The organism is Shewanella saliphila, from assembly GCF_014648295.1.
Taxonomy (GTDB): Bacteria; Pseudomonadota; Gammaproteobacteria; order Enterobacterales; family Shewanellaceae; genus Shewanella; species Shewanella saliphila.
The window spans coordinates 1-25,496 of the sequence record NZ_BMQV01000012.1; the positions used below are offsets into that span (position 1 = coordinate 1).

Annotated in this window: 18 protein-coding genes; 7 read left to right on the top strand and 11 right to left on the bottom strand. The window is 41.9% G+C overall.

Features of this window, described 5'->3' with window-relative positions; all coding sequences use genetic code 11:
• Positions 1-169: 169 nt before the first annotated feature.
• Positions 170-775, bottom strand: coding sequence for a nucleotide exchange factor GrpE (grpE, locus tag IEY48_RS07790; protein ID WP_188918980.1), 606 nt, complete (start codon positions 773-775; stop codon positions 170-172).
• A 162-nt stretch (positions 776-937) separates the two neighbouring features.
• On the opposite strand from grpE, the gene nadK reads away from it, so the two are divergent.
• The 3 genes from nadK (at position 938) to IEY48_RS07805 (ending at position 6,753) form a co-directional block, all read left to right on the top strand.
• Positions 938-1,816, top strand: coding sequence for an NAD(+) kinase (gene nadK, locus IEY48_RS07795; protein WP_188918982.1), 879 nt, complete (start codon positions 938-940; stop codon positions 1,814-1,816).
• Positions 1,817-2,145: 329 nt separating this feature from the next.
• Complete coding sequence (locus IEY48_RS07800) at positions 2,146-3,798, top strand: L-lactate permease (protein ID WP_188918984.1); 1,653 nt, start codon at positions 2,146-2,148, stop codon at positions 3,796-3,798.
• Between the two features lie 150 nt (positions 3,799-3,948).
• Positions 3,949-6,753, top strand: coding sequence for an FAD-binding and (Fe-S)-binding domain-containing protein (locus IEY48_RS07805; RefSeq protein WP_188918986.1), 2,805 nt, complete (start codon positions 3,949-3,951; stop codon positions 6,751-6,753).
• Between the two features lie 126 nt (positions 6,754-6,879).
• On the opposite strand, the gene IEY48_RS07810 is transcribed toward IEY48_RS07805, so the two are convergent.
• From IEY48_RS07810 to IEY48_RS07820, 3 genes are all read right to left on the bottom strand, one after another.
• Entirely contained in the window at positions 6,880-7,953 is a 1,074-nt protein-coding gene (locus IEY48_RS07810) for a CobW family GTP-binding protein (RefSeq protein WP_188918988.1), read from the bottom strand.
• The gene (locus IEY48_RS07815) at positions 7,950-9,221 is read right to left on the bottom strand and encodes a DEAD/DEAH box helicase (RefSeq protein WP_188918990.1); all 1,272 of its coding nucleotides are present in this window, start codon (positions 9,219-9,221) and stop codon (positions 7,950-7,952) included. Before IEY48_RS07815 ends, IEY48_RS07810 begins: the two co-directional genes overlap by 4 nt.
• Before the next feature lie 123 nt (positions 9,222-9,344).
• Positions 9,345-12,410 carry an EAL domain-containing protein gene (locus tag IEY48_RS07820; RefSeq protein ID WP_373293715.1) on the bottom strand — a complete coding sequence of 1,022 codons (3,066 nt, stop codon included), beginning with the start codon at positions 12,408-12,410 and terminating at the stop codon, positions 9,345-9,347.
• A gap of 599 nt (positions 12,411-13,009) precedes the next feature.
• Here IEY48_RS07820 and yiaY point away from each other — a divergent pair.
• The gene (gene yiaY / locus IEY48_RS07825) at positions 13,010-14,158 is read left to right on the top strand and encodes an L-threonine dehydrogenase (protein WP_188918994.1); all 1,149 of its coding nucleotides are present in this window, start codon (positions 13,010-13,012) and stop codon (positions 14,156-14,158) included.
• A 226-nt stretch (positions 14,159-14,384) separates the two neighbouring features.
• Positions 14,385-14,750, top strand: a complete 366-nt coding sequence (locus IEY48_RS07830; RefSeq protein ID WP_188918996.1) for a cytoplasmic protein — start codon at positions 14,385-14,387, stop codon at positions 14,748-14,750.
• An 88-nt stretch (positions 14,751-14,838) separates the two neighbouring features.
• On the opposite strand, the gene IEY48_RS07835 is transcribed toward IEY48_RS07830, so the two are convergent.
• The 5 genes from IEY48_RS07835 to IEY48_RS07855 all read right to left on the bottom strand — a co-directional run bounded on the left by IEY48_RS07835 (position 14,839) and on the right by IEY48_RS07855 (position 18,654).
• Entirely contained in the window at positions 14,839-15,207 is a 369-nt protein-coding gene (locus IEY48_RS07835) for an acyl-CoA thioesterase (RefSeq protein WP_188918998.1), read from the bottom strand.
• 226 nt (positions 15,208-15,433) lie between these two features.
• Complete coding sequence (ltaE, locus tag IEY48_RS07840) at positions 15,434-16,444, bottom strand: low-specificity L-threonine aldolase (RefSeq protein WP_188919000.1); 1,011 nt, start codon at positions 16,442-16,444, stop codon at positions 15,434-15,436.
• Between the two features lie 46 nt (positions 16,445-16,490).
• A complete protein-coding gene (gene tpx / locus IEY48_RS07845) occupies positions 16,491-17,081 on the bottom strand; it encodes a thiol peroxidase (protein WP_188919002.1) in 591 nt (196 codons plus the stop codon).
• A gap of 66 nt (positions 17,082-17,147) precedes the next feature.
• Positions 17,148-17,981, bottom strand: a complete 834-nt coding sequence (locus IEY48_RS07850) for a mechanosensitive ion channel family protein (RefSeq protein ID WP_188919005.1) — start codon at positions 17,979-17,981, stop codon at positions 17,148-17,150.
• A gap of 25 nt (positions 17,982-18,006) precedes the next feature.
• On the bottom strand, positions 18,007-18,654 hold the full coding sequence (locus IEY48_RS07855; protein WP_188919019.1) for an OmpA family protein: 648 nt from the start codon (positions 18,652-18,654) through the stop codon (positions 18,007-18,009).
• A gap of 531 nt (positions 18,655-19,185) precedes the next feature.
• On the opposite strand from IEY48_RS07855, the gene IEY48_RS07860 reads away from it, so the two are divergent.
• The gene (locus IEY48_RS07860) at positions 19,186-20,694 is read left to right on the top strand and encodes a peptide MFS transporter (protein ID WP_188919021.1); all 1,509 of its coding nucleotides are present in this window, start codon (positions 19,186-19,188) and stop codon (positions 20,692-20,694) included.
• A gap of 99 nt (positions 20,695-20,793) precedes the next feature.
• Here the strand turns inward: IEY48_RS07860 and IEY48_RS07865 are convergent, their stop codons facing one another.
• Both IEY48_RS07865 and IEY48_RS07870 read right to left on the bottom strand, forming a co-directional pair.
• On the bottom strand, positions 20,794-21,915 hold the full coding sequence (locus IEY48_RS07865; RefSeq protein ID WP_188919023.1) for a response regulator: 1,122 nt from the start codon (positions 21,913-21,915) through the stop codon (positions 20,794-20,796).
• Between the two features lie 44 nt (positions 21,916-21,959).
• The gene (locus IEY48_RS07870; RefSeq protein WP_188919025.1) at positions 21,960-22,739 is read right to left on the bottom strand and encodes an MlaA family lipoprotein; all 780 of its coding nucleotides are present in this window, start codon (positions 22,737-22,739) and stop codon (positions 21,960-21,962) included.
• 330 nt (positions 22,740-23,069) lie between these two features.
• Here IEY48_RS07870 and IEY48_RS07875 point away from each other — a divergent pair, with 330 nt between their 5' ends.
• Positions 23,070-25,496, top strand: a complete 2,427-nt coding sequence (locus IEY48_RS07875) for a hypothetical protein (RefSeq protein WP_188919027.1) — start codon at positions 23,070-23,072, stop codon at positions 25,494-25,496.

The following is a 25,496-nucleotide window of genomic DNA, read 5'->3' on the forward strand; positions in this document are numbered from 1 at the left end:
TCCTTCAGACCCTGCCGTTGGCCAGCAACGCCCTTGCCATTCGGATTATCTTCCCCTCAGTCGGGGTGATTCAGGTTTCTTTCAACCTGACGGGTTTGCCAGCTTCGCTGGGCAAACAAAAAAGGGACTGAAAATTCAGTCCCTTTTTGTATCTGTTATTTAGTTGAATTTATGCTTCAACATCTACGCTATTACCGCCTTGAGATACCATTACCATGGCTGGGCGTAACAAACGGTCGTTAAGCAAGTAACCTTTTTGCATCACCATCATAACCGTGTTAGCAGGATACTCAGCACTTGGTTGCATACCAATAGCTTGGTGATGGTCAGGGTTAAATGCATCGCCTAGTGGGTTAACTTGGGTGACACCAAACTTTTCAACCGATGTTAAGAACCCTTTCATGGTTAACTCAACGCCTTCATAAATGGCTTTAGTCGCTTCGTCTTCAGGATCTGTTCCCTGTAGCGCACGCTCCATATTGTCAATGACTGGCAATAATTCATTGGTGAACTTTTCTAACGCAAATTTACGCGCTTGTTCAACATCTTTTGCTGCACGAGTACGGATATTTTGCGTTTCTGCTGCAGCGCGCATTTCAACATCTTTACGCTCTTCAAGTGCAGCCTGGCTCTCAGCTAATTGCTGCTCTAATTCTTCAATGCGAAAATTGGCTTGGGTCAATTCATCCATCAAACTCGCTTCATCAGCCACGACTTCAGGTGTTACCACTTCTTCCACTTGATCTTGCGGTGCGTTGTTCGATTCGTTGCTCATTTTCACTCCAGCTAAAAAATGCAATATTGGATATATTAATACAAAAATAAAGTGGCCAACTGCTGATTAATTGACAGCAATTATCACACTTTTAGTAAGTTTGAGTATATTATGGGGATCAATTCTTATGTTTCAAGGCCTAAAGGCAGAACAAACACGAATATGACTAAATTGTTCAACACAATCGGACTTATCGGCAAACCACATCACCAAGGGACCAACCAAACCCTGAGACGTTTGCATCACTGGCTCAGTGTTCAGGGCTTTAATGTGATTGTAGAGGAGCGTGTATCTGCTGAGCTTGGTAACGATATCTGTTCGATGGACTTGCCCGAAATGGGCGAGCATTGTGACCTTGCCATCGTTGTGGGTGGCGACGGGAATATGCTGGGTGCAGCACGTGTACTGGCGCGTTTTGATGTGGCCGTTATAGGCGTAAACCGAGGTAATCTTGGCTTTTTAACCGACCTACCTCCCGACAACTTTGAAGATGCATTGTCTAAAGTCTTAGACGGTGAGTTTGAAACTGAACATCGTTTCTTACTCGAAGCGGAAGTTCATCGTCATGGTAAAATCACCTCCAGCAACACTGCTGTTAATGAGGCGGTTTTGCACCCGGGTAAAATTGCGCACATGATCCAATTTGAGGTGTATATCGATGAACAATTTATGTACAGCCAACGAGCTGACGGCATGATTGTTTCAACCCCTACCGGATCGACTGCCTATTCTTTATCGGCAGGAGGATCAATTTTAACACCAAATTTACAAGCACTTATTTTAGTACCTATGTTTCCGCATACGCTGTCATGCCGACCGATTGTGGTCGATGCCTGCAGTAATATTAAATTAGTCGTATCGCCTAACAATGATGAAAATCTTGAAGTGAGTTGCGATGGTCATGTGCATTTAGCCGTCTTACCGGGTGATGAAATTTTTATTCGTCGCTCTAATGAACGCTTGCGATTAATACATCCTAAAGGGCACAACTATTTCCATGTTCTGCGAAATAAATTAGGTTGGGGCAGTAAACTTTTCTAACCTTTGACAGAGCTCACACCTTGTATTTCTCTCGCGTGAAACTCTTCACATTAACAAGCGCTAAATAACGTTATCGTAAGCCACTCGTTAAATCGAGTGGCTTTATTTTTGTGTCTATTTCAAAACATAAAAATGTGATCTAAAACAAACATTAAAAATACAGCTATTAGAGGTAGATCTCACTTCTACTCGCGAGCGATGTTTCCGGTGTATTCGATGATCTCGATCAACACTTTTAACACTTAAATAACGTCTATTACGCCCTAGTTAGCGAAAAGCTAACAAATAATAACAATTTAATACCCACTATTAGTGATACAGAGGTATACATGACATTTTTACAGTTACTAGCAAGCTTAACGCCCATTATAAGCGTAATGATATTTTTAGTACTCATGCGCTTACCGGCATCCAAAGCTATGCCAATATCAGCGATTGCAACAGGTCTGGCTGCAGTCTTTATTTGGCAAATGGACACTATGCTGCTCGCAGCTTCAGTTGTAGAAGGACTTTTATCCGCATTAACACCGCTTACCATTATTTTTGGCGCGGTGTTTTTGTTAAATACACTTAAATATTCTGGCGCGATGGACACCATCCGCTCAGGTTTTACCAACATTAGCGCCGACGCGCGAGTGCAAGTTGTCATTATTTGTTGGTTATTTGGCTCATTTATCGAAGGCTCTGCAGGCTTTGGTACACCAGCGGCAATTGGGGCGCCGTTGTTAGTGTTACTCGGCGTGCCACCTATTGCTGCTGCAGTAGTTGCCTTGATCGGTGACTCAACAGCTGTATCATTTGGTGCGATTGGTCTACCCGTATTATTTGGTATGGAGCAAGGCTTAACTGAAGGTGGCGTTAACATGGCTGCGGGTCAATTTGCTGAACATGGCGGCACCTTTGTCGGTTATGCGCAGTTTATTGCTAAGCACATGATCACCATCGACTTAATTACCGGTACGCTCATTCCACTCGTCATGGTTTGTGTATTGACGGGTTTCTTTGGTCGTAACAAATCAATTAAAGAGGGCCTACAAATTTGGAAGTTTGCCATTTTTGCAGGTTTGGCATTTACGATTCCAGCATGGTTAATTAACTTCTTTGCTGGTCCTGAGTTCCCATCTGTTATTGGTGCGCTTGTTGGTATGGCGTTAGTCATTCCTGTGGCTAAGAAAGGCTGGTTACTGCCTTCACAACCTTGGTGCGACTTTAGCGAAAATGACAACAAATCTGAAGAAGAGTTAGCAGTTGATCAAACCCCTGTTAAATTTTCTCAAATTGCAGCTTGGTCTCCCTATATCATTATGGCAGCGCTATTAGTTCTGTCGCGTGTTATTGGTCCTTTCAAGAGCTGGTTAACTAGTTTCAACGTTAGCTGGACTGGATTACTCGGTACCGAATTAAAAGCGGGCTTTGCCACCTTTTATGCACCCGGCATCTTCTTTGTAGCAGTCTGTTTATTCGGTTTTGTATTATTTAAAATGAAACCAAAAGCAATGCAGCAGTCTTTCACTGTATCGTGCAAGTCGATGTTACCGACGATTATCTCATTAGGTGCGTCAGTACCAATGGTTAAAATCTTCCTAAACTCTGGCGAAAATGGTGCTGGACTTGCGTCTATGCCAGTTGCGCTAGCTGACTTATTGGCTAACAGCATGGGAGCGGTTTGGGCATGGGTATCACCGGTTGTGGGGATTTTCGGTGCATTCTTGTCTGGTTCTGCCACCTTCTCAAACATGATGTTCTCTGGTTTACAGTATTCTGTAGCCGACAATATCGGCATGAACCATGCCTTAGCATTAGCACTTCAAGGTATTGGCGCTAACGCTGGTAACATGATGTGTGTGATGAATGTAGTAGCCGCTGCAACTGTTGTAGGTATGGCTGGACGTGAATCTGAAATTATTCGTAAAACAATGCCTATCGCCCTTGGTTATGCCATGGTAGCAGGCACTATCGCAGTAATTTGGGGCGGATTTTAATCCAAGCTAATTGCTGTAGAGTATGACAACTCAAAGCATTTGAAGCTGCGATAATCAGAAAAAGTTTATTGCAGCTTCTATTTATTATTGAGATTAACGATAGCTGGCAAACATAGCCTGCTAAATATTAGAGTGTTAAGAGAGCAAGTTATGACTATTAACTATCAAGTAGTAATGGATATTTTAACGTCTCAATTGGGAAGCGATGCTGTCTCAAATGATCCTGTACGTCGCTTTGCCTGGTCTACGGATGCGAGTTACTTCCGTATCGTACCAGAAATTGTTGTCCACGCTGATACCGTAGAACAAGTCAAAATCACCCTTAATGTTGCTAGAGCACATAATGTGCCAGTGACATTTCGTGCAGCAGGTACAAGCTTATCTGGTCAAGCTATTGGCGAAGGTATTTTATTAATCCTAGGCCATGATGGCTTTAGAACCATTGACATTAGCGAAGATAAATCATCTATCGCGTTAGGTGCTGCAGTTATTGGTTCTGACGCTAATGCGGCATTGAAACCATTTAACAAAAAGATTGGCCCAGACCCTGCCACTCTCGCCTCGGCACAGATTGGCGGCATGGTTGCCAACAACGCCTCAGGCATGTGCTGTGGTACTGCACAAAACAGTTACCAAACCATCAAGTCGGCAAAGTTAATGCTGGTCGATGGCACTGAATTAGACACGGGTTGTCCTCATTCAAAAGCCGCATTCAGTCAATCGCACCCCATGTTATTAGCAGCATTAACTGACTTAGCTGAGTTAACTCAAAATAACCCAACGTTAGCGGCACGTATTCGTAAAAAGTTCTCGATTAAAAATACTACGGGTTACAGCATCAACTCTTTGGTCGACTTTACGGACCCATTCGACATCATTAACCATTTGATTGTGGGCTCTGAAGGTACCTTAGCTTTCGTTAATGAGATCACTTATCACACCGTCGAAGAAGCACAATTTAAAGCCTCTGCCATGGCTGTGTTTTTCAACATGGAAGATGCCGCCAGTGTAATCCCGTTAATTAAAGGTGACAGTGTTGCTGCAGCAGAATTGCTCGACTGGGCGTCAATTAAGTCTGTAACCGGCAAAACAGGTATGCCTGAATGGCTAAGCGAGTTGCCAGAAGGCGCTGCCATTTTGTTGATTGAATCTCGTGCCAACGATTCAGAAACACTGGATAGCTACACCAGTGACGTTATCGAAAAAATTGCTCACATTAAAACAGAACGCCCAATTGAGTTCAGTAAAGATCCTGCTGTATTTGGTCAATACTGGGCCATGCGCTCTGGCTTGTTCCCAATTATTGGTGGCGCGCGCCCGAAAGGCACGTCAGTGATTATTGAAGACGTGGCATTTGAACTTGAACATTTAGCGAATGCAGCAGCCGATTTAACTGCATTATTCCACAAGCACGGCTACCCTGAAGGGGTTATTTACGGCCATGCTCTTGCGGGTAACTTCCACTTTATCATTACACCGACATTTGCATCGCAAGGCGATATCGACCGTTTCCATGCCTTTATGCAAGATGTGGCAGAAATGGTCATCGACAAATATGACGGCTCAATGAAAGCTGAGCATGGTACAGGCCGTGCGGTTGCGCCATTTGTTGAAATGGAATGGGGTAGCGATGCATATACCCTAATGAAACAAATTAAGCAGATTTTTGACCCTAGCGGTTTATTAAACCCAGGGGTGATATTAAATGATGATGCACAAGTGCACGTTAAAAATATCAAACCATGTCCAATTGTTGATGATTTTGTCGACAAGTGTATTGAGTGTGGTTTCTGTGAAAAGACCTGCCCAACATCAGCGCTTAACTTCTCGCCACGTCAACGTATTGCCGTGTTACGTGAAATTGAACGTTTAGAGCAATCTGGCGATAAGCAAGCCGCGGCTGAAATGCGTGCCAGTGCAAAATACGATGTTGTCGATACCTGTGCTGCATGTCAGCTATGTACTATTGCCTGCCCTGTTGATAACAGCATGGGTCAGTTAGTGCGTAAATTACGTACGCCATACATCACCACCACAGAACAAAAAGTACTCGACTTCCAGGCCAAGCATTTTGGCGCGGTTAACCAAGTCATCAGTACTGGTTTTGATATTTTAGGCATTCTTCATAAAGTAACCGGTGACACCATCACCAACTCACTCATGAATGCTGGCCGAATGATCACCAAAGAAGTGCCTTACTGGAACCCTGACTTCCCTAAAGGCGGTAAAGTCGCCAAACCATCGGCGCATAAGCCTAACCAACAAACTGTATTGTACTTCCCAGCTTGTGGTGGCAGAACCTTTGGTCCTACACCAAAAGATCCTGACAACCGTACCCTGCCAGAAGTGGTTATTACCTTGTTAGAGCGTGCTGGCTATAACGTGATTATTCCAGACAATACGCGTCATTTATGCTGTGGCCAAATGTGGGAATCAAAAGGCGACTTTAAAAATGCCGACGCCAAGCGTGATGAGCTCATTGAGGCGCTAAGTAAGATGTCTGACAATGGTAAAGTGCCTGTCGTGGTTGATGCCTTGTCTTGTACTTACCGTACATTAACAGGCAACCCTAAAGTGGCGATTACCGACCTAGTCGAGTTTATGCACGATAACTTACTGCCTAACATGACGATTACCAAAAAATCTAACGTCACCTTACACCAAGGCTGTAGTGCCCGTAAGATGAAGCTAGAGCCAAAACAACAGGCCATTGCTGATGCATGTGCCAACCATGTGGTATTGCCTGCAGGGATTACTTGTTGTGGTTATGCCGGTGAAAAAGGCTTGTATAAGCCTGAAATTAACGCCAGTGCATTACGTAATATCAAAAAACTCATTCCAGCAGAAACCAAAGAAGGTTACTACGCAAACAGAATGTGTGAAGTGGGCTTAACCCAACATAGTGGTATTTCGTACCGTCACTTAGCGTACCTATTAGAAGAGTGTACTCGCTAAGGTTCGTAAGGTTATTTGCGCCTGCTTAAAGGCATAAAACATAATGGGCATTGATATTGTATCAATGCCCATTTTTATATCAGGATGTGGGTGTTTACTTTAACATTCAATGTTAAGCGTTTAGTGCTACATCACCTCAATACAATCTAAAAGCTGTTGCTGTAAACCATCAGCATCGAGTTGCTTGTCACTAATGATTTCAATGCGCGAATCAAGCGCATCATCATGTTCATCTAGGCTCAAATGACCATCAACCATATTGGCGGTTAATATGCCATCAAGCGTAATGACAATGGCTTTTAATCTCAGTACATTTAACCCTTTGACCGACTCAAGCCACTGCATAAACGATTCAAAGCTAAAACAACGCTGACTATCAATAATCCAACCATAACTGACACAACCTTCGCCTTGGTTAGTTTTGAAAACATAACCCTGCTGCGCAAGTTGTTGTTGAAGCTCATCGTCGGTATGGGTTGATGGCGCACTGGGCAAAAACCATTGCTCTGCACCAGGACTAAGCATGCTTTTAGGTTTGAAGGTTGGCGATGGTTGTTTGTTACGTTGAGTGGTTGATGCATCCAGTTGCGTGAAAATGCGGTGCAATTGCTCAGGCTGAATAAGCTGGCTGTTATTGTACATTACCGGCGTATCGGCGCGATTAAGCTGTGCCATAAAGCCAGTCAAGGCCTGCTTATCTTGCTCAGTATAATGTTGGGCTTTATTGGCCATCACAATATCAGCTACCTGTAATTGCTGAATAAAAATATCGTGGCAGTTATAGCGCTCATCACTGACTTTGCGAGCATCAACGAGACATAAACTCGTTTGCACCTTAATAACGTGTTGGAAATGTTCTGCTTGTAAAAGCTTAACGATCTCCGCTGGATGACCCAACCCTGTAGGTTCAATCAATAATCTATCTGGTTTTGCTTGCTGGATCAGTTGCGTAATAGCCACTTGTGTTGGCACGCCTGCTGCGCAGCATAAACAGCCGCCAGGCACTTCTTTAATGGTTATACCTGCCGTTGCTTGCGTATGCAGCAAACCGCCATCTATGCCTATCTCGCCAAACTCATTGACCAGTACCGCCCACTTTTCATGAGCGGGTTTATTGGCCAATAACTGCTTAATGAGTGTGGTTTTGCCCACACCCAAAAAGCCAGTAATAATATTGGTTTTTATTGGTTTAGTGATCATTTCTTCGTTTTCGCGTATTTACCTTTGCGAGTGGGTTTGGCCTCTCCTTGTAACGGTTTACCCCGCTTATGCTTAAACACTTTTTTCGGTTTTTCAGGGCTCACATCACGATACCTGGCGGGTAACGGTGCACCTTCTTCATACCCTTTTGGAGTAAGCGTAGTTAATGTTTGCCCTATAAGCTGCTCAATTTCAGCTAATAACTCAAGCTCTTGCGGACTCACTAACGATATAGCCTCACCCGCGAGTCCTGCTCGACCGGTACGGCCAACACGGTGTACGTAATCTTCACACTCTTCAGGCAACTCAAAATTAATCACTCGCGGTAAGGCTTGAATGTCTAAGCCTCTTGCCGCTAAGTCAGTCGCTATTAATACCCGTAACTGCCCTGCTTTAAATTCTTCTAAGGCGCGGTTGCGGGCTCCTTGGCTTTTATCGCCATGAAAAACTGCCGACTTAATGCCGTCTAATGACAATTCGCGGTATAAATGTTCTGCCGTTTCTTTACGGCTGGTAAACACCATGACTTGCTGCCAATTGTGTTTACCAATCAACTCTGACAATAATTCGGCTTTACGACGCGCATCCACTTTATACACTTGCTGGCTTACATTAGCCGCTGTGGTTTGGGTTTCAACATGGACATATTCAGGTTGGTGAAGCATGTTAGCTGCCAAGCTTTTCACATCGTCAGAGAAGGTCGCAGAAAACATCATTGTATGATGTTGTTTAGCGATTAAACGCTTCACTTTTTCAATGTCTTTAACAAAACCTAAATCGAGCATGCGATCGGCTTCGTCAATGACCAGGTGGGTCACTGAAGATAAATCCAATTCATGTTGACCGATAATGTCAAACAAACGACCTGGCGTAGCAACTAACACATCAACGCCCTGCTCTAATGCTTTACGTTGAGGATTAATGCTTGCGCCGCCATACACTGCCAAACTTGAAAGTTCAGTGAATTGGCCGTACTTAACGAGGTTTTGTTCAATTTGAATAGCCAACTCACGGGTGGGAGTCATGATTAACACCCGCAATCTTGCTGCTGGGCTCAACGCTTCTATCGGTTGTTGCAACAAATGATGTAACAATGGCAACGCAAATGCCGCCGTTTTACCGGTACCGGTTTCGGCACTGGCCAACACATCTTGCCCATTGAGCGCTAGTGGGATAACCGCTTGTTGAACAGGGGTGGCGGTGTGATAACCTGATTGATTAATCGCATCAAATAACAATGGCGATAACCCTAGCGAAGTAAAAGACATAACAAACTCAACAGACAATGAAATAGTCCGCTATTGTATACTAATCTCCGAGCGTATTAACTATTTTCAATTAAGGTATGCAGATGAGTATGTTCAAAGCAGAATTAACTGAAATGGATAATCTTACCGGCCAGTAAATTGGTTTATCTGAATGGGCTCAGCGCGTTGTTGCAAATATTTTTGCTCAAACTCTTCATGACATAAAGCATGCGAAAACCAATACCCTTGGCCATAGTCACAACCGGCAAACTCAAGTAATGCTCGCTGCTGCTCTGTTTCAATGCCTTCAGCAATGACTTTCATACCTAATTTATGCGCCATCACAATTATCGCTTCACATAAGCTTAAATCATTACTGTCTGGCATTAAGCTGTTCACAAAAGATTTATCTATCTTAAGATAATCAATATTAAATTTGCGTAAATAAGAAAGCGATGAGTAACCAGTACCAAAATCGTCTAATGACACTTCAAGCCCTGCGTCGCGATATGCCATCAACTTAGCCTCTACATTTTGCTCTTTATCGAGGAGTAAATCTTCGGTAATTTCAATACAGATGCGACTTGGATTGACATGGTGCTCAGTGATTTGTGACAGCCAATCCTGCACATCGATGGTTTCATCTTTAAATTGTACAGGTGATTTATTAATGCTGATTTGAATATCGGCATTAAACATTTCTGTCCATCGTGCAGATTGCTTAACTGCTTGGTTAAATACCCAATGACCAATCTCAATAATCATTCCGGTTTCTTCTGCAATAGGAATAAAATCAGCGGGCGGTATAAATCCCATTGTTGGATGCTTCCAGCGTATAAGGGCTTCTGCTTTTATCACTTTTTCGTTGGTCAAATTCACAATCGGTTGATAATACAGTTCGAATTGCTGCTGAATAATGGCATTTTTTAACTCTTGTACCAGCTCCATGCGCTTTTGAGCATCACTTTGCATGGCGGGCGTGAAATAGTTAAATCGATTTCGACCATGGGTTTTAGCAGAATACATCGCTTGATCTGCGTTTTTAAGCAGTGCTTCGGTAGTCGTTGCATCATCAGGGAATAAGGTTATCCCGATACTGCCGCTAATGTAGGCCGTTTGCTCACCCAATGCATAAGGTTCGGCTAAACGTTTAAGAATTTGCCCTGCAACACGCTCAACGCCATGGTTGTCATCTAAATTGGTTAACACAATCGTAAATTCGTCGCCGCCTAAACGTGCCACAACATCTGATTCGCGCACACAACTTTTTAAACGCTCTGCGGTTTCTAACAACAAGACATCGCCCATATCATGACCCAGCGTATCGTTTATTTCTTTAAAATAATCTAAGTCTAAAAACATCAACGCAAAATGGTTATGTTGCCTATCGCCATGCAGCACTTCTTTACTGAGAAACTCCATTAACATTCTACGATTAGGTAATCCCGTTAATGCGTCATAATTGGCTTGGCGCCATATTAACTCTTCTGTTTGTTTTTTTTCTGTGATGTCAGAAAACAGCGCAACAAATCTGGCCTTATGTGCTTTGGTTTTACTGATGGCATTTATGGTTAATAAAATGAGGTAGTTTTCGCCATTTTTGCGCCGCATCCAGACTTCACCATGCCAACGACCTAACTGATTGAGTTGTTTATCAAGCTGGTCGTAAAATTTCCGAGGTTGTAATTCAGACTGAAAAATACGTAAATTTTGCCCTTGGATTTCATCTCGATTAAAACCTGTAATCAGCGAAAATGCCGGGTTAGAGTCAATAATAGTACCTTCAGCAGTGAATACACTCATGGCTTCACTGGAGTTTTGATATACGGATGCGGCCACACTTAATGACTCTTCAAACTGTTTAATGTCAGTGATATCACTTACCGTGCCACATACTCGCAATGGTTGACCTTTATCGTTTACGTCAACCACCTTACCCGTTTGCAATATCCAGCGCGTTTCGCCCTGTAAATTAGTCAATTGATATTCAATTCTTTGATTAATCGTATGGCCTAAACGAATATCACAAATAGAACGCAAAAACTTCATTTTATCAATTGGTTGAATTGCATCAAGCCACATTTTAGGGTGTTCATTTAATGCTTTGCTAGTACTACACAAAATATCGGCACTGTAGCGATTGGTGCTCATTGTGTGTTGAGCGACATCCCAGTCCCATACCCCAAGCTCACTGCTGTCGAGGACCAAATCTAACTGCTCTTTACTCTGTAATAATGCACTTTCGGCTAATTTATGCTGAGTGATATTTAAAAAGCCTGCAATCACTAAAAAACCATTATTGTCAGCATTACGTCGACATACTATCGTGACATGGGTGTAAACAATCGAGCCGTCTTTCGCAACAAATCGCTTATCAATCTCATACTCGTCTAATTCACCCTTAAGCATTTTGTCGTAAAGCAGCAAATCTTTATTTAAATCTTCAGGGTAGGTTAATTCTTCCCAGGTAAGCGCCTTTAATTCACTTTCGCTATAACCGAACATTTCACACAAATAAGGGTTCACTTTGAGCCAATATTTGGCTTTAGAGGTAATTGAAATACCTATGTTGCCAATATCAAATTGGCTGTTAAACAAAAAGTCCTCTTGTAACCTCACCTGCATATCGCGCTCACGAAATACCACTGTGCTAAATAAGCGGCCAATAACCATGGTCAAAATAGGGAAAATAACCAAAATAGGAATGGCAACAACCTTAATAGCATCGATACCAAGCTCAATGGGCAGTAATAGAAGAGATAATAACAACAAGAAGTGGAGCACTACCCCAGATAAATAAAAGCTCAAGTAGCTAATATCGTCCAGTTTGCGTTTAGCAAAATGACGCCAGACCAGGCCAAATAAACCGCTGAAACATAACATCGCAATGCCAACAAACATCCCAGTACCCGCTAAATTATAGCGGTATAAGGCCATGCAACTTGCGGCGATTAATGTCGGCACAAAACCAAAAAACAACCCCGATAAACACAATAATACTGAGCGAGTATCAAATAGTAAACCTTGCTCAAACACTAATGGAGTCATCATAATGATAACGCCAATAATGCCAATTAGGGCACCCATACTGACTTGCCATAATGCGAGGTGAGATTGACGCTGATATGAGGGAAAAAGCGAATACAAGTATACCAGCGCTAATAATAACGCGGCATTTTCACAAAATGACAAAAAAATATTCAGATTGATCATCTACACAATTCCCTTACGCATTCCTTTCAAGCTTAATTGCATCCTAGCAGTCTTTATTTAGTGTAGCAGAATCAAGCCAAAGTCTTGATTCCTGAATTACTTATACCGCATGAAAGCAGATAAAGAAATCAAAAATAATGAATCTTTGCCAATAGCTTAACGGAAAGTATTACCGTCCGAGTCAATGCTCATGCCTTAAATTGTTTCACATATGATTTAGCAAAGGATAAATATCAAGGTGTCATTTTTATCATCTCATGCCTTACGACTCATTTTTGTGCGTTATCACGCAAACAACCATCGCAATATGGTGATTATATCTTCAGCGATGACCAACGATTAAGCCACATATTTACCCCATAAATGATAGCAACATCATCATGTTAGTAACAATATATCATTAAAGCGTTAATTTCATCGGCAAACAAAAATATCATTAGATCACACTTCAGTAAAAATCATGACCCATGTAGTAAAAGAACGTATATTTAATGCGTTTCAGATCGATATTTTGCGTTAAATCACAAAACACATCGGACCATATTGGTACTTTTACTACAAATAAGATTTAAAATTAATATAAAGGGGTACAACTTATGGCGACTAAATTCTTTATTCCAAGTGTCAATATTCTTGGCCAAGGCAGTGTTGATGAAGCAGTAAACGACATTAAAGCGCTTGGATTTACTAAAGCATTAATCGTGACCGACAAACCATTAGTCAGTATTGGCCTTGTGGCCAGAGTACAAGACAAGCTTAATACTCAAGGTATTGAGGTGGTTATTTTTGACGGTGTGCAACCAAACCCAACAACCGGCAATGTCACCGCGGGGTTAGAGTTACTCACCAGTAACCAATGTGACTTTATTATTTCATTAGGTGGCGGCTCGCCGCATGATTGCGCTAAAGGGATAGCATTAGTAGCAACCAATGGTGGTCAGATTAAAGACTACGAAGGTGTAGATGTATCAACCAAGCCACAAATGCCATTAGTGGCCATTAATACTACCGCAGGCACGGCAAGCGAAATGACGCGCTTTTGCATTATTACCGACGAAGCCAGACACATTAAAATGGCAATTGTTGACAAAAACACCACACCTATTTTATCGGTAAACGATCCAGAATTGATGCTAGAAAAACCAGCATCACTTAGCGCTGCAACCGGTATGGATGCATTAACTCATGCAATTGAAGCTTATGTGTCTATCGCCGCTAATCCGATTACCGATGCCTGTGCTATCAAAGCAATTGAGTTAATTAAAGGCAACCTGGTTAATGCAGTTAATAAGGGCGATGACATTAACGCTAGAGAAAACATGGCTTACGCTCAGTTTTTAGCGGGTATGGCATTTAACAATGCCAGCCTAGGTTATGTGCATGCTATGGCGCATCAATTGGGCGGGTTTTATGATTTACCGCATGGCGTCTGTAACGCATTACTGTTACCTCATGTACAAACTTACAATGCGCAAGTGGTACCAGAGCGTTTAAATGATGTCGCTAAAGCTATGGGCGTTGATGTGAGTTCAATGACTGCAGAACAAGGCGCACAAGCTGCTATCGAGGCAATCAAAGCCTTATCGGTGGCGGTAAATATTCCGGCTAACTTAACCGAACTCGGCGTAAAAGCGGAAGATATTCCAACGCTTGCAGATAATGCATTAAAAGATGCTTGTGGTTTTACCAATCCTAAACAAGCAACCCATGACGAAATCTGCCAAATTTTTACTAACGCATTATAAAGGTTAAATTTAGCTTTACTTTTTAACGCTCGCAGCTTGCTGCGAGCGTTATTTTTATTCGTTATGAACTGTCGATTTTTAAAGCAAATATCTAATGATGACAATAGCTTATTTATAATTCAGCAAAAAGTGATGCATAGATCTAAGTTCTCGAAATAAGCATTGACCAAAACAAAAAATAAAGACTATGATGAAATCACTTAGATAGCGAATAGGTAGGTAAATAATGACAGCAATCACTCATGTATATAATTACACCGTTCGATGCCCGCACTATAAAGAAAATGAACAACCCGCAACATGGCTCAACCATATCGAAGTGAATCAATCATGTGAAATCGCGTTAGATCGTATCACCAAATGGCATAATATTTCTGGCACAAAATCGTTTGAACTAGATCAATTTGTGGTCCGAAAAGCTGACAATGAAGAAGCTTATTTTGCAATGCAAAGCAGCCGCTTAAAAAATGATGGCCACGCTTTAGTCACGTTTAAAATCCTGCTTGACCAATGCTGCCAAGATGCGTCACCCAATGAAATCATGAATCATTTAATTGAAGATTATCAACACCGTATCGCTAAAGTTGAATAAACCCATTTTTTAACCTAGTGATATTGTTGTATGACTAGGCATTTCTTAAGGAGCAAACAATTCCGTTTATTTGCTCCTTTTTTGCCACTTAAGCTGCATTCGCTCGCATACCATGTGGAATAGGCAAACCATTTTCATTGATATTCACAAACACCATTTTATCGATAAAGGCGATTGGCGCGTGATTCACTTTATTGCGGATTTTACAACGCACTGTCACCGAACTCTGCCCTAAGCTGACCAATTCAAAACCAAATTCAACAATATCGCCAACATGGGCTGGCGCCATGAAGTTAATTTCTGAAATCACTTTAGCAATATGAAACTGGCTGCGCATTTGGCAACTGGCAAAAATAGTCGCTTCTTCATTTACCCAGCTTAATAACTGCCCGCAACATAGAGTTTGACTACTATTAAGATGAATAGGCATAACGATATGACGTGTAAAATATTTCATAAGGACCTCGCGTGTTAATCCATTAATTAATGCCCTCCAGGCATATACCTCACAATGAGTAGCAACGATCAGGCCAAATATTTTTATTGTTTAAAATCAATAGAATAAAAATACCGAAATGAATAATGCATTTATGTTGCTCAAATTAAATGCAACTTCGCACCAAAAAAATACACAGACCGGGTTACCGACTGTGTATTGCTTAAATCATATTCACTTTACTTAGCTAGCGAATAGCTTGCTTCAATGCAGTAACAAAAGTACTAATGTCTGGGGTGCTAATATCATTATGAGTCACTAAGCGTAATTGATGGCTCGGGCTCAGCAATATGCCTTTATTCACAAGCGTTCGTGCCAGCGATTGTGGGTTAATATGTTCAGACAAGGTGGCAAACACCATGTTGGTTTGCACTAAACTCATATCTACCGTAAGTTCTGGTATTTCTACTAACATTTGCGCTAAAAGCTTAGCGTTATAGTGATCTTCGGCTAAACGCTCCACTTGATCTGTCAGGGCTAATTTTGCCGCCGCAGCAATAATACCCGCTTGACGCATGCCGCCACCGAGCATTTTACGCCAGCGAGTCGCCTTAGCGATTAACCGCTCATCACCCAGTAAAATCGAGCCTATCGGCGCACATAACCCTTTTGACAAGCAAATAGATACAGAGTCAAAATACTGGGTAATGTCGCTCATATTAATGCCTTGAGCAACCGCTGCGTTAGCCACTCGTGCGCCATCAAGGTGTATTTTAAGGCCTCGATTAAAAGCCAAGCTCTGTGCCGCTGCCAAGTAGTCCTGGGGCAGCACTTTACCGCCGATGGTGTTTTCTAAGCTCAATAATCGAGTGCGAGCAAAGTGCACATCATCAGGCTTAATTGCCGCTTCTATGTCAGTGAGTAAAATACTGCCATCAGCTTGGTTATTAAGAGGTTGAGGCTGAATACTGCCTAAAACGGCAGCACCGCCACCTTCAAATTTATAATTATGTGCTTGCTGACCACAGAGATACTCGTCACCTCTTTCACAGTGAGCCATTAAGGCAAGTAAATTAGCTTGAGTACCAGAGCTGACAAATAATGCACCATCAAAGCCAAACATGTCTGCGGCCATCTCTTGCAAGCTGTTAACCGTGGGGTCGTCACCGTATACATCATCGCCCACTTCAGCTTGTGCCATTGCAGCACGCATCGCTTGAGTCGGTTTAGTGACGGTATCACTTCGAAAATCAATCATGGATTACTCTATTCTATCAAAGGCTAATATTGGGCCGACGAAAACATTATTGACCCGCGGCAATGTCTACAAGTGCGGTTAATGCTGCGTCATAATTAGGGTGTTCACTCACTTCAGCAACCAGTTCGTGATATTTTAATATGCCTTGCGCATCAATAATAAAAATCGATCGCGCTAATAAACCACGGTCTTTAATCAATAAACCGTATTTTTCACCAAAATCGCGCCATACAGAATCAGACAGGACTTTAATTTTGTCTACATTTTCAGTTTGGCAAAAACGTTTTTGAGCAAAAGGTAAGTCTTCACTTACGGTTAGCATCACGACATCTGCGCCAAAATTGGCAAACTCTTTATTAAAACGTTTGGTTTGTAATGCACACACACCAGTATCTAAACTCGGTACGGCACTAATCAGCACTGTCTTGCCTTTAAAATCGCTTAAACTCACTGGGTTAAATTTTTCATCAACAACTTTAAACAATGGCGCAGGGCTATTTATACTCGGTATTTTTCCTTCAAGAGCAACGGGAGTTCCGCCCATTGTAATCATGGTTTTATCACCAGCAAAGGCCAACGATCCCATCACAAAAGTGGATAATACTGCCGTTATAGCTAAACGAGAAATTAGTTTCATAAAAACTCCTGATAAAAAAACCAGCAATTGCTGGTTTTTTTTGTTAGTAAACATAGCGCCCGCAAATTATTTTGCTGGAACTTCTTTTACATGTAAATCCATTTGTGGAAATGGAATTTCGATTTCAGCTGCATCGAGTGCATTTTTGATTTGCTCAAGCAATTCAAAGCGAACTGGCCAGTAGTCACCCGTGCTAACCCAAGGACGAACCACAAAGTTAATAGATGAATCAGCAAGTTCAGCTAAACCAATTGTGTAACCAGGATCTTTCATTACTAATGAGTGGTTATCTAAGACATCAGCAATCACTTTCTTGGTTGTCGCTATATCAGCTGTGTAAGACACACCAATCGTTAAATCGATACGACGCTTTTCTAATGCAGAATAGTTAGTAATTGTACCGTTCATGATGGCTGAGTTTGGCGCGATAATGATTTTGTTATCGCCTGTACGTAAACGTGTTGAGAAAATAGTAATTTCATCAACTACACCGGCAGTACCTGCAGCTTCAATAAAGTCGCCAACACGACATGGACGGAATAACACCATCAACACGCCTGACGCAAAGTTCGATAAAGAACCTTGTAATGCTAAACCAACAGCTAAACCTGCAGCACCGATAACGGCAACAAGTGACGCGGTTTGTACACCAACCTGACCCAATGTGGCAATAATGGTAAATATAAATACTAATGCCCACGATAAGTTAGCCACAAAAGACACAACCGTTGCATCAACCTTACGGTTATTTAACACTTTAATGGTTAAACGTTTTGCAACTCCAGCAAGATATTTACCAATAATAAAGATTACAATTGCTGCTAACGCTTTTAGACCATATGTCATAAAGAACTCTGGTGCTTTCTCTATTAGTCCGTCTAAACCTTCTAGGTGTTCCATTTTTCTCTCCCTTAAATAAGCAGAATTATTCTGCCGAAATGATGAACTCAACTCTCCGATTGCGCTGACGCCCTTCTACTGTGGCGTTATCCGCTGCCGGTTTTTTGTTACTCATACCAACAACCTCAATGGATGTTGGTAGAAACTGATAATCATTAATTAATAATTGTTTTATTGCTTCAGCTCTTTTTAGCGATAACGTCATGTTAACCGCATCACTGCCTATGTTATCTGTATGCCCTTCTAAACGAATGCTCACTTGAGGATGCAGTTCGATATATTGCTGCACCCTAACTAACGTTGGGCGCTGGGTCAGTAATACATTGGATTTATCGAAATCAAAATAGACGGGTTGAAGAATTGATCCAAAACAATCTACCGCGACATTCACATCGGGTTGTTGACGGCACTGTTCGGCAATTAACGCTGCATTATTGGTAATGGTGGCGCCGAGTTCTGCTTCGTCAAACTCGTCGTCATCTTCTGCGTCTTCATCAACGATAATAATGTCAGTATCAATACAGCCGTTAGCCATAACCACGGTATTGGCAGGCGTATCTTTGCAGGCATCCTTTTTATCAGGCACACCATCAAAGTCGCTATCAACCCAAGCTAATGCGCTGGTGATAAAACAGCAAAACAAGATCAATGTCAAAGTTCGAACAATTATCATCAAAGCCCCCTTCGACATAGCATCGAGATATGTTAATAAGGCGTATATTAACGGTTTCTCGCTGGAATTAAAAGACAATACTTAATAATCAACACCTTGCAAAGTAAGTGTAATGTCAACGCCATAAAACATCATAAGATTATCGGCCATAAACGTAAAAACCGCACTTACACACGTGACTTAATTGTTTTAATTTTGTACAAGTCATTAACAAGCAAGTGTTTTTATTTTTTACCCTGAAACAATTTCTAACACGCACAACCTCTCTGTTCCCCCCATTAACATTGACTTTAACGCCCCTAAAAGGGTATATAAGGTTAGCTTTTTGGTGTTTGGTCAGCTTTTAGCATCAAAATGACATTATTTCTTATAAAAAATAACCAATAAAGTCGCTAAACGGTGTTTTTCTTTAATTATTCTCTTTTATTAAGAGGGAGTTTTAATGGCACGGCTAGACGATTAAATGCAAACAAACTATTTCTGTGTCGACATTTTCGCACAGGCAATCACAAGCTTAAGGTGGAAGACTTAATGAGTGAAGCAAAACCACAAGGAACGATGTTTGGACACCCTAAAGGGCTGTTCTTACTGTTTACAACGGAATTATGGGAACGTTTTAGTTACTACGCTATGCGTGCAATCTTGGTACTTTATTTAGTCGATAAAGTGCAAAGTGACCAAGCTGGAGGCGGCTTAGGCTGGACTGAAGCTGATGCATTATCTTTATACGGTACATTTACGGGTCTTGTTTATTTAACCCCACTTATTGGTGGATGGTTAGCAGATAACGTTTTAGGTCAACGTAAAGCGATTTATATCGGTGGCTTCTTAATGGCCGCGGGTCAATTTGCCTTAGCCGCTCCACATAGTTGGATGCCTGGTTTAGAAACCACCATGTTTTATATTGGTTTAGGTACCTTAATCTTAGGTAACGGTCTATTTAAACCAAACATCTCTACTATGGTTGGTGATTTATACCCTGCGGGCGATCATCGCCGCGACGGTGCATTTACCATTTTCTACATGGGTATCAACATTGGTGCAGCGCTTTCAGGCTTTATTGTTGCCTGGGCTTATACTTCATTCGGTCACGAAGTTGTGATTGATGGACAAAGCGTATTTATCAACAACTGGCAAGCAGGCTTCTTCTGTGCTGGTGTTGGTATGATCATTTCATTAATCATTCAATTCTTCTTTGCCCAAAAACTACTTGGTGATATCGGTACTGTTCCGGCAGCCAAATTAGAGCAAAGTAAAAATGCTGCTGAAGGCAATACTCGTAAAGAGCCGTTAACTAAAGTTGAACGTGACCGTATTAAAGTCATTATGGTTATGGGTTTATTTACCATTATCTTCTGGGCTGGTTTTGAGCAAGCCGGTGGTTTAATGAACTTGTTCACCAACAACTTCACAGACCGCATGATTGGCTCATGGGAAGTACCAACAACTTACTTCCAATCACTGAATGCTATTTTCATTGTTGTATTCGCACCAGTCATTGCCTCAATTTGGATTAAATTAGGTAAAAATGAACCTAACTCGCCAATTAAGTTTGCTTTAGGTTTATTCCTATTAGCTGTTGGCTTTTTATTCATGATGGGTGCTGTACTAGAAATGGGCGGCGACGCTTCTGTTAAGTCAAGCATGTGGTGGTTAGTGGGAGCTTACTTCTTCCACACCATGGGTGAGCTATGTTTATCACCTATTGGTTTATCAATGGTGACTAAGCTTGCTCCACTGCGTATTGCTTCATTAATGATGGGTGCTTGGTTCCTATTCATTGCAGCAGCAAACAAAATTGGTGGTTTAGTAGGTTCATTAATTGGCCATGGCGGCGCAGTTGAAGAACAATTAGCAAACGCAATGGCTATCTTTGCCGGTATCGCGATTACCGCGACTATCTCTGCGATTATCTTGTACTTAATGTCAGATAAATTGGTTGACTGGATGCATGGCGCTGAAAGCAAGCATGACACTGAAGAGCAAGCACTAGAAGAAGAGATTGCTGTTACCGCTGAACATGAAGCAATTAAGCGTTAATAAAATCGACGATAAAGTGATGACTTAGCAACATATCATCACCAATAAAAATCCCCTCCAAGTTAACTTGTGAGGGGATTTTTTTATCCGGTCATTTCACTAGTGACAAGACAACTGCATAAAGCCACCCGCATTAATATCGGTTTGATAAACCAGCCCGGTAAAACGGTTTTCCAGTAACTGTTGTTTATGTTGTTGATGATACGTACCAATGCACAGTTTTTCATCCATCAACAATGTTCGTCTTTGCACGCCAGCTTGATGCCAATTCACATCGCCCAATTGCAAGGCACTAGGTAACACTAACGGCATTAAATGATTATCATGGCGTAAGTAACACCGTAAGCCATTGCCTGCCTGACCCACAGACACAGTGTACTGTTGCAAATCAACACAAACATAGATGATATCTGTGAGAATATGTAAACCCGACCTCACCATACGCTTATTTAAATAGCCCAGCATGTTATCAGGTTCAATTAGTGTGGTGCTCAAACCGTTACGAAATAGCTTAAGCTTTTGATTGATGAAACTTTTAAGCAATACACAGCCAAATGCTGCGCTGTTATCTTCAGGATGAAAATGCGCCATATACATGACTAAATGACTGTCGCCTACCATGGTTGAATCAATAAAATAGGCACTGACATCATTGTTTTTAAATAAGCTGTAATCAATAACAGCCCTGGGATAAAGGATGTGAGACGCGGGGAAAAGTTGTTGCTGTACACTCTTAGCGGCTTGAGCATTTTGTTCAAGTAGATGCAGGTTATCGGTTAACTCCAGGTAAGACAGTTCATTCATTTCGTGCAAATGAGTTTGGCTACTGGCATTCATTGGTGTCGCTGCGGTTAACATCGCTTGAATGATGGCTTGTTCAATAATGAACAGATCGGCAACAGGTTTGGTTAAATAATCGCTAGCACCAATCCGTAATGCTTCGACAACATCGGCCATAACATCATTAGCAGAAATCACAATAGAGGGCACGGCGGGATTGATATCTTGCATTTGCCTCAGCATGGGCAAACCACCGAGCCCAGGTAAACCTAAGTCAGCAATAACAATATCAAACGTTGTTTGAGAAAAAAGTGCGATACCCTCTTTACCGTCATGAGCGAGGTGGACTTTAGCTCCCTGCCCTTGCAAAAAATCTGCAACGACATGACGAAATATAGGATCATCTTCAACAAAAAGGATTTCGACATCAGTTAACGCCATACTACAACCCCGCAGAAGTGTCTGCCGGGGTTGTATAGCCCCGGCTAATCTAGCTCATCAAGGTATTCGTCAAGTAACTCATCGCTTTCTTGATTAACAGGCATGTCGCCATCATACACTTTGTAATCCATATGCTGTAAATATGCGTCTTTTACAAATGCGTATGGATCGAGAGCATTGTCTAATAACCTTTCTTGGTCAATTGCTTCAGCACGTGAGTGCAAGCCTTTAAGGCCCCATTTCAATACCGATTGCCAAAAAGTTAACTCGGATAAAGGAAAGTATAGACTATCCACCCAGTCTGATGCGATTTCTCTTGTCACAAAAGGGCCATAAAACGGTGCCATAAAATACGGACCATTCGGAACGCCGTAATACCCTAACACTTCATTAAAGGCGTCTTGTTTACGGTTCATTCCCATCATATCGGCCACATCAATAACACCGAGCAAACCAATCGTGGTGTTAACCGTAAAACGGCCACCCGCATTGGCAGCCCACATCCACTTACCTTGCAAGGTATTGTTAATAAGTGCGCTAGGCTCTTCTAGGTTATATACAAAATTATTAATGCCCGTTTTAATTGGGCGTGGCACATAATCTTTATAGCCGTGAGCAACGGGTCTTAAAATATATTGATCAACATACAAATAGTTGAAATCCCACATAGTGCGGTTAAATCCCTCAAACGGATCTCGAGGATCGTTATAAGTGATTTCAATTGCGGGCGATGATTCTTGGGTAACTTGAGGCGCATCATCTTGGGCATACACTGGCATACCTAACACAACAAACGCCTGAAGTAATATCCATTTATACTTCATAACACTCTCTTAAAAATGACAAAAGGGCCTGCTCAATAAACTGCTAATTTTGTCTTTTTATTAAAGCAATTTCTGTTCAAGTCGATATAATTTAACCGGCTAAAGCAAGGTGTAGCCTTGTTGTTTGTTCTCAATAGCGGGTTAGCTTTGTCTTATTACCAGCAATGATTCATACGACATGAATTCAATTGCCCCAATAAAAGGCAACAAGAGCGCTAAGGATACTTAGACTGTTGACAATATCAATCAAAAATTTGTAAATGAAAATAAATTCAGTGTTAGGTTAATCGGTTTGATTATTGTGCAAAATGTTCGCTTAATAGGATTTATATGGCGGTGCCACCGACAAACACAGCAACAACCACACCCAGCTCTGCAACGCAAAAAGCGGCGAATGCGGGTCAACAAGTGTCGCCTGATATTCAACAAAAGCATGCAACCGCGGCAAGCACAGCAACCCCAAAAGCAACGTCAGATCTTGCTGCTGTGTTATTACCCGTAAAACTACAACAACCACAAACTACGGTATCGACAGATCTTGATATCACCATTCAAAATCAACAGTATCAACTGACAAAGACCGCTGAATTACAAAAATTATTACAACAAACCGCTCAAGTAGTGATGACCAGCGAACAAGCAAAAGCGGTAACTAAAGCTGCTAATCTAGCCTTAACTCAAGGAACGAATACGGCTCAACCCACCAACACGCCGCAACAGTTTGCCCCCGTAGTGACAGTAAACCAGCCAACGGTTAGTGTCATTTCAACGCAACTGGTGTTATTAGCGCAGAGTATTAACTTAACGTTACCGACATCGTTAACAGAACTTGCCCAACAAAATGGGGTGTCAACTCAACAGCTCACATCATTGGCCTCGCGGCCACAAGGCTACACACTACCGACGGCACAGGTATCTCAAGGACTATTAACCTTTACCGATGGCCCAAGCATTAAGCTGCCTCAAACGGTCTCCCTGAGTGAAGGCCAATACCTTGCTAAAGTGGTTGTTAATCAGCAGCAGTTACAGCTCGCACTGACACCTGTTGTAGCAAAAGTTAATGTAGACTTAGTCAAACAAGCAGCTGCTATGCCTGATTTACAGTCTAACAATGTTGTTTTAACCAAAAATGAGCCGGCACAAATCCTCAGTCAATTTATAAAAAAACTTGAAGCGACCCCGTTGCCGAGCACTAATAGCCCAAAAACGCCTGTTAATCAAAGTGGCATAAATCAAAACACCATTAATCAAAACAGTATCAATCAAAGTAAGCCTGCAACAGGCAGTACAAGTACAAACGATGTCGTTATTTCGGCTCAACAAGTCAGTCGTAACATCGCGAGTTCAAGCACTAACAGCACGAGTAATATTGCTAACGGATTAGGCCGTCGCCCTGAGATAGGGCTAAGCATTGGTAATGGTAATACTGGTGTCAGTGCAGTAAAAGAAATACCCGTTAATTTATCGACAACCGCTGTGACATCAACAAGCACTGGCATAAAAACGAACAGTGGCAATGCACAACAAAGCTCGCAGCAAACATCAGCGATAAAGCCAGAGGGACGGCAAGGTGGTCAACATCTAGCACCAACAGATGTTAGTCATCAGACTCAAAAAGTACCGGGACAACAGTTAACAGCAAGTCTTACAAGTGCTTCCATATCATCAGCAAGTACGCCTGCGACGCAGAATACTCAAGCAACATCAGCCGCTCAGGCAACATCAGCCGCTCAGGCAACACAAACAGCTCAGAACACTCAAACGACACAAACAGCTCCGAACGCTCAAGCAACTCAAGCAACTCAAGCAACTCAAGCAACTCAAGCAACTCAGAGCAATGCTACCCAGGTAAATATCGCAGTCACTAATGATGCTGCTCAATCTAAGCAAACAGTAAACAAAGATCCCCAGCCAATAGAAGTGCTCAATAAAGCTTTATCTAAAGCGGGAGCAATGCCAATAAAACAACAGCAAAATTTACAACTGCCTAATAGCTTGGCCACTGAATTATTAAAACATTTACCGCAAATGAGCCCGCATCCATTAAGTGCATTAAGCGATCCCAAATTACTGAACCATGAACTCCACAGCCTTGCCAGTTTAAACCTTGCTCAATCTATTCTGCCTTCAAACTCTGCAAGCTCTCCACTTTATTCTGGCGGAGCCATCACAACATTATTTCAACTGTTACTTGGCGTGAAAGCCCAATCAAACAGCTCAAGCATCAGTGCAAAATTACAAGATCATTTAGCTCAATTACAGCAGCGAACCTTAGCAAAATTAACCGGAACCTCCGGCTTACTTGGTGCGCTTGATAAACTCGGTGGCGCTGACTCAATGGCTCAACTTGCCAACAGTATTGCAATGTACCAACAAGCGAGCACAGATCAAAATCAAGCGATGACCTGGTATTTTGCATTACCTTATTCAATAAATCAGCGTGATGAACAGTTTGAAGGCAAGTTTGAACAAGACAACGAGCAAGACCAAGAGAAAGGCGGCTGGAAATTACAGTTAAAATTTAATCTAGCACAAGGTTCATTGCTTATTTGTGCTCATAAGAAAGCAGATAAGTTAGATATCCAATTTAAAGGCAACAGCCAATCTCTACTCGAAAGAGTCGATAAATTTAATGGCGCACTGGCAACAAAAATTAGCCAAATAGGCCTGACCCCTGGGACGTTTAGCTCGCAGTTAACCCACATTCCTGCCACATTATTACCTGGCGACCATTATCTGGTTAAAACGAGGGCATAA

Bases quoted from the DNA above. Each gene is read 5' to 3' on its own strand.
- grpE (WP_188918980.1), bottom strand. From the start codon at position 775: ATGAGCAACGAATCGAACAACGCACCGCAAGATCAAGTGGAAGAAGTG.
- nadK (WP_188918982.1), top strand. From the start codon at position 938: ATGACTAAATTGTTCAACACAATCGGACTTATCGGCAAACCACATCAC.
- IEY48_RS07800 (WP_188918984.1), top strand. From the start codon at position 2,146: ATGACATTTTTACAGTTACTAGCAAGCTTAACGCCCATTATAAGCGTA.
- IEY48_RS07805 (WP_188918986.1), top strand. From the start codon at position 3,949: ATGACTATTAACTATCAAGTAGTAATGGATATTTTAACGTCTCAATTG.
- IEY48_RS07810 (WP_188918988.1), bottom strand. From the start codon at position 7,953: ATGATCACTAAACCAATAAAAACCAATATTATTACTGGCTTTTTGGGT.
- IEY48_RS07815 (WP_188918990.1), bottom strand. From the start codon at position 9,221: ATGTCTTTTACTTCGCTAGGGTTATCGCCATTGTTATTTGATGCGATT.
- yiaY (WP_188918994.1), top strand. From the start codon at position 13,010: ATGGCGACTAAATTCTTTATTCCAAGTGTCAATATTCTTGGCCAAGGC.
- IEY48_RS07830 (WP_188918996.1), top strand. From the start codon at position 14,385: ATGACAGCAATCACTCATGTATATAATTACACCGTTCGATGCCCGCAC.
- IEY48_RS07835 (WP_188918998.1), bottom strand. From the start codon at position 15,207: ATGAAATATTTTACACGTCATATCGTTATGCCTATTCATCTTAATAGT.
- ltaE (WP_188919000.1), bottom strand. From the start codon at position 16,444: ATGATTGATTTTCGAAGTGATACCGTCACTAAACCGACTCAAGCGATG.
- tpx (WP_188919002.1), bottom strand. From the start codon at position 17,081: ATGAAACTAATTTCTCGTTTAGCTATAACGGCAGTATTATCCACTTTT.
- IEY48_RS07850 (WP_188919005.1), bottom strand. From the start codon at position 17,981: ATGGAACACCTAGAAGGTTTAGACGGACTAATAGAGAAAGCACCAGAG.
- IEY48_RS07855 (WP_188919019.1), bottom strand. From the start codon at position 18,654: ATGATAATTGTTCGAACTTTGACATTGATCTTGTTTTGCTGTTTTATC.
- IEY48_RS07860 (WP_188919021.1), top strand. From the start codon at position 19,186: ATGAGTGAAGCAAAACCACAAGGAACGATGTTTGGACACCCTAAAGGG.
- IEY48_RS07865 (WP_188919023.1), bottom strand. From the start codon at position 21,915: ATGGCGTTAACTGATGTCGAAATCCTTTTTGTTGAAGATGATCCTATA.
- IEY48_RS07870 (WP_188919025.1), bottom strand. From the start codon at position 22,739: ATGAAGTATAAATGGATATTACTTCAGGCGTTTGTTGTGTTAGGTATG.
- IEY48_RS07875 (WP_188919027.1), top strand. From the start codon at position 23,070: ATGGCGGTGCCACCGACAAACACAGCAACAACCACACCCAGCTCTGCA.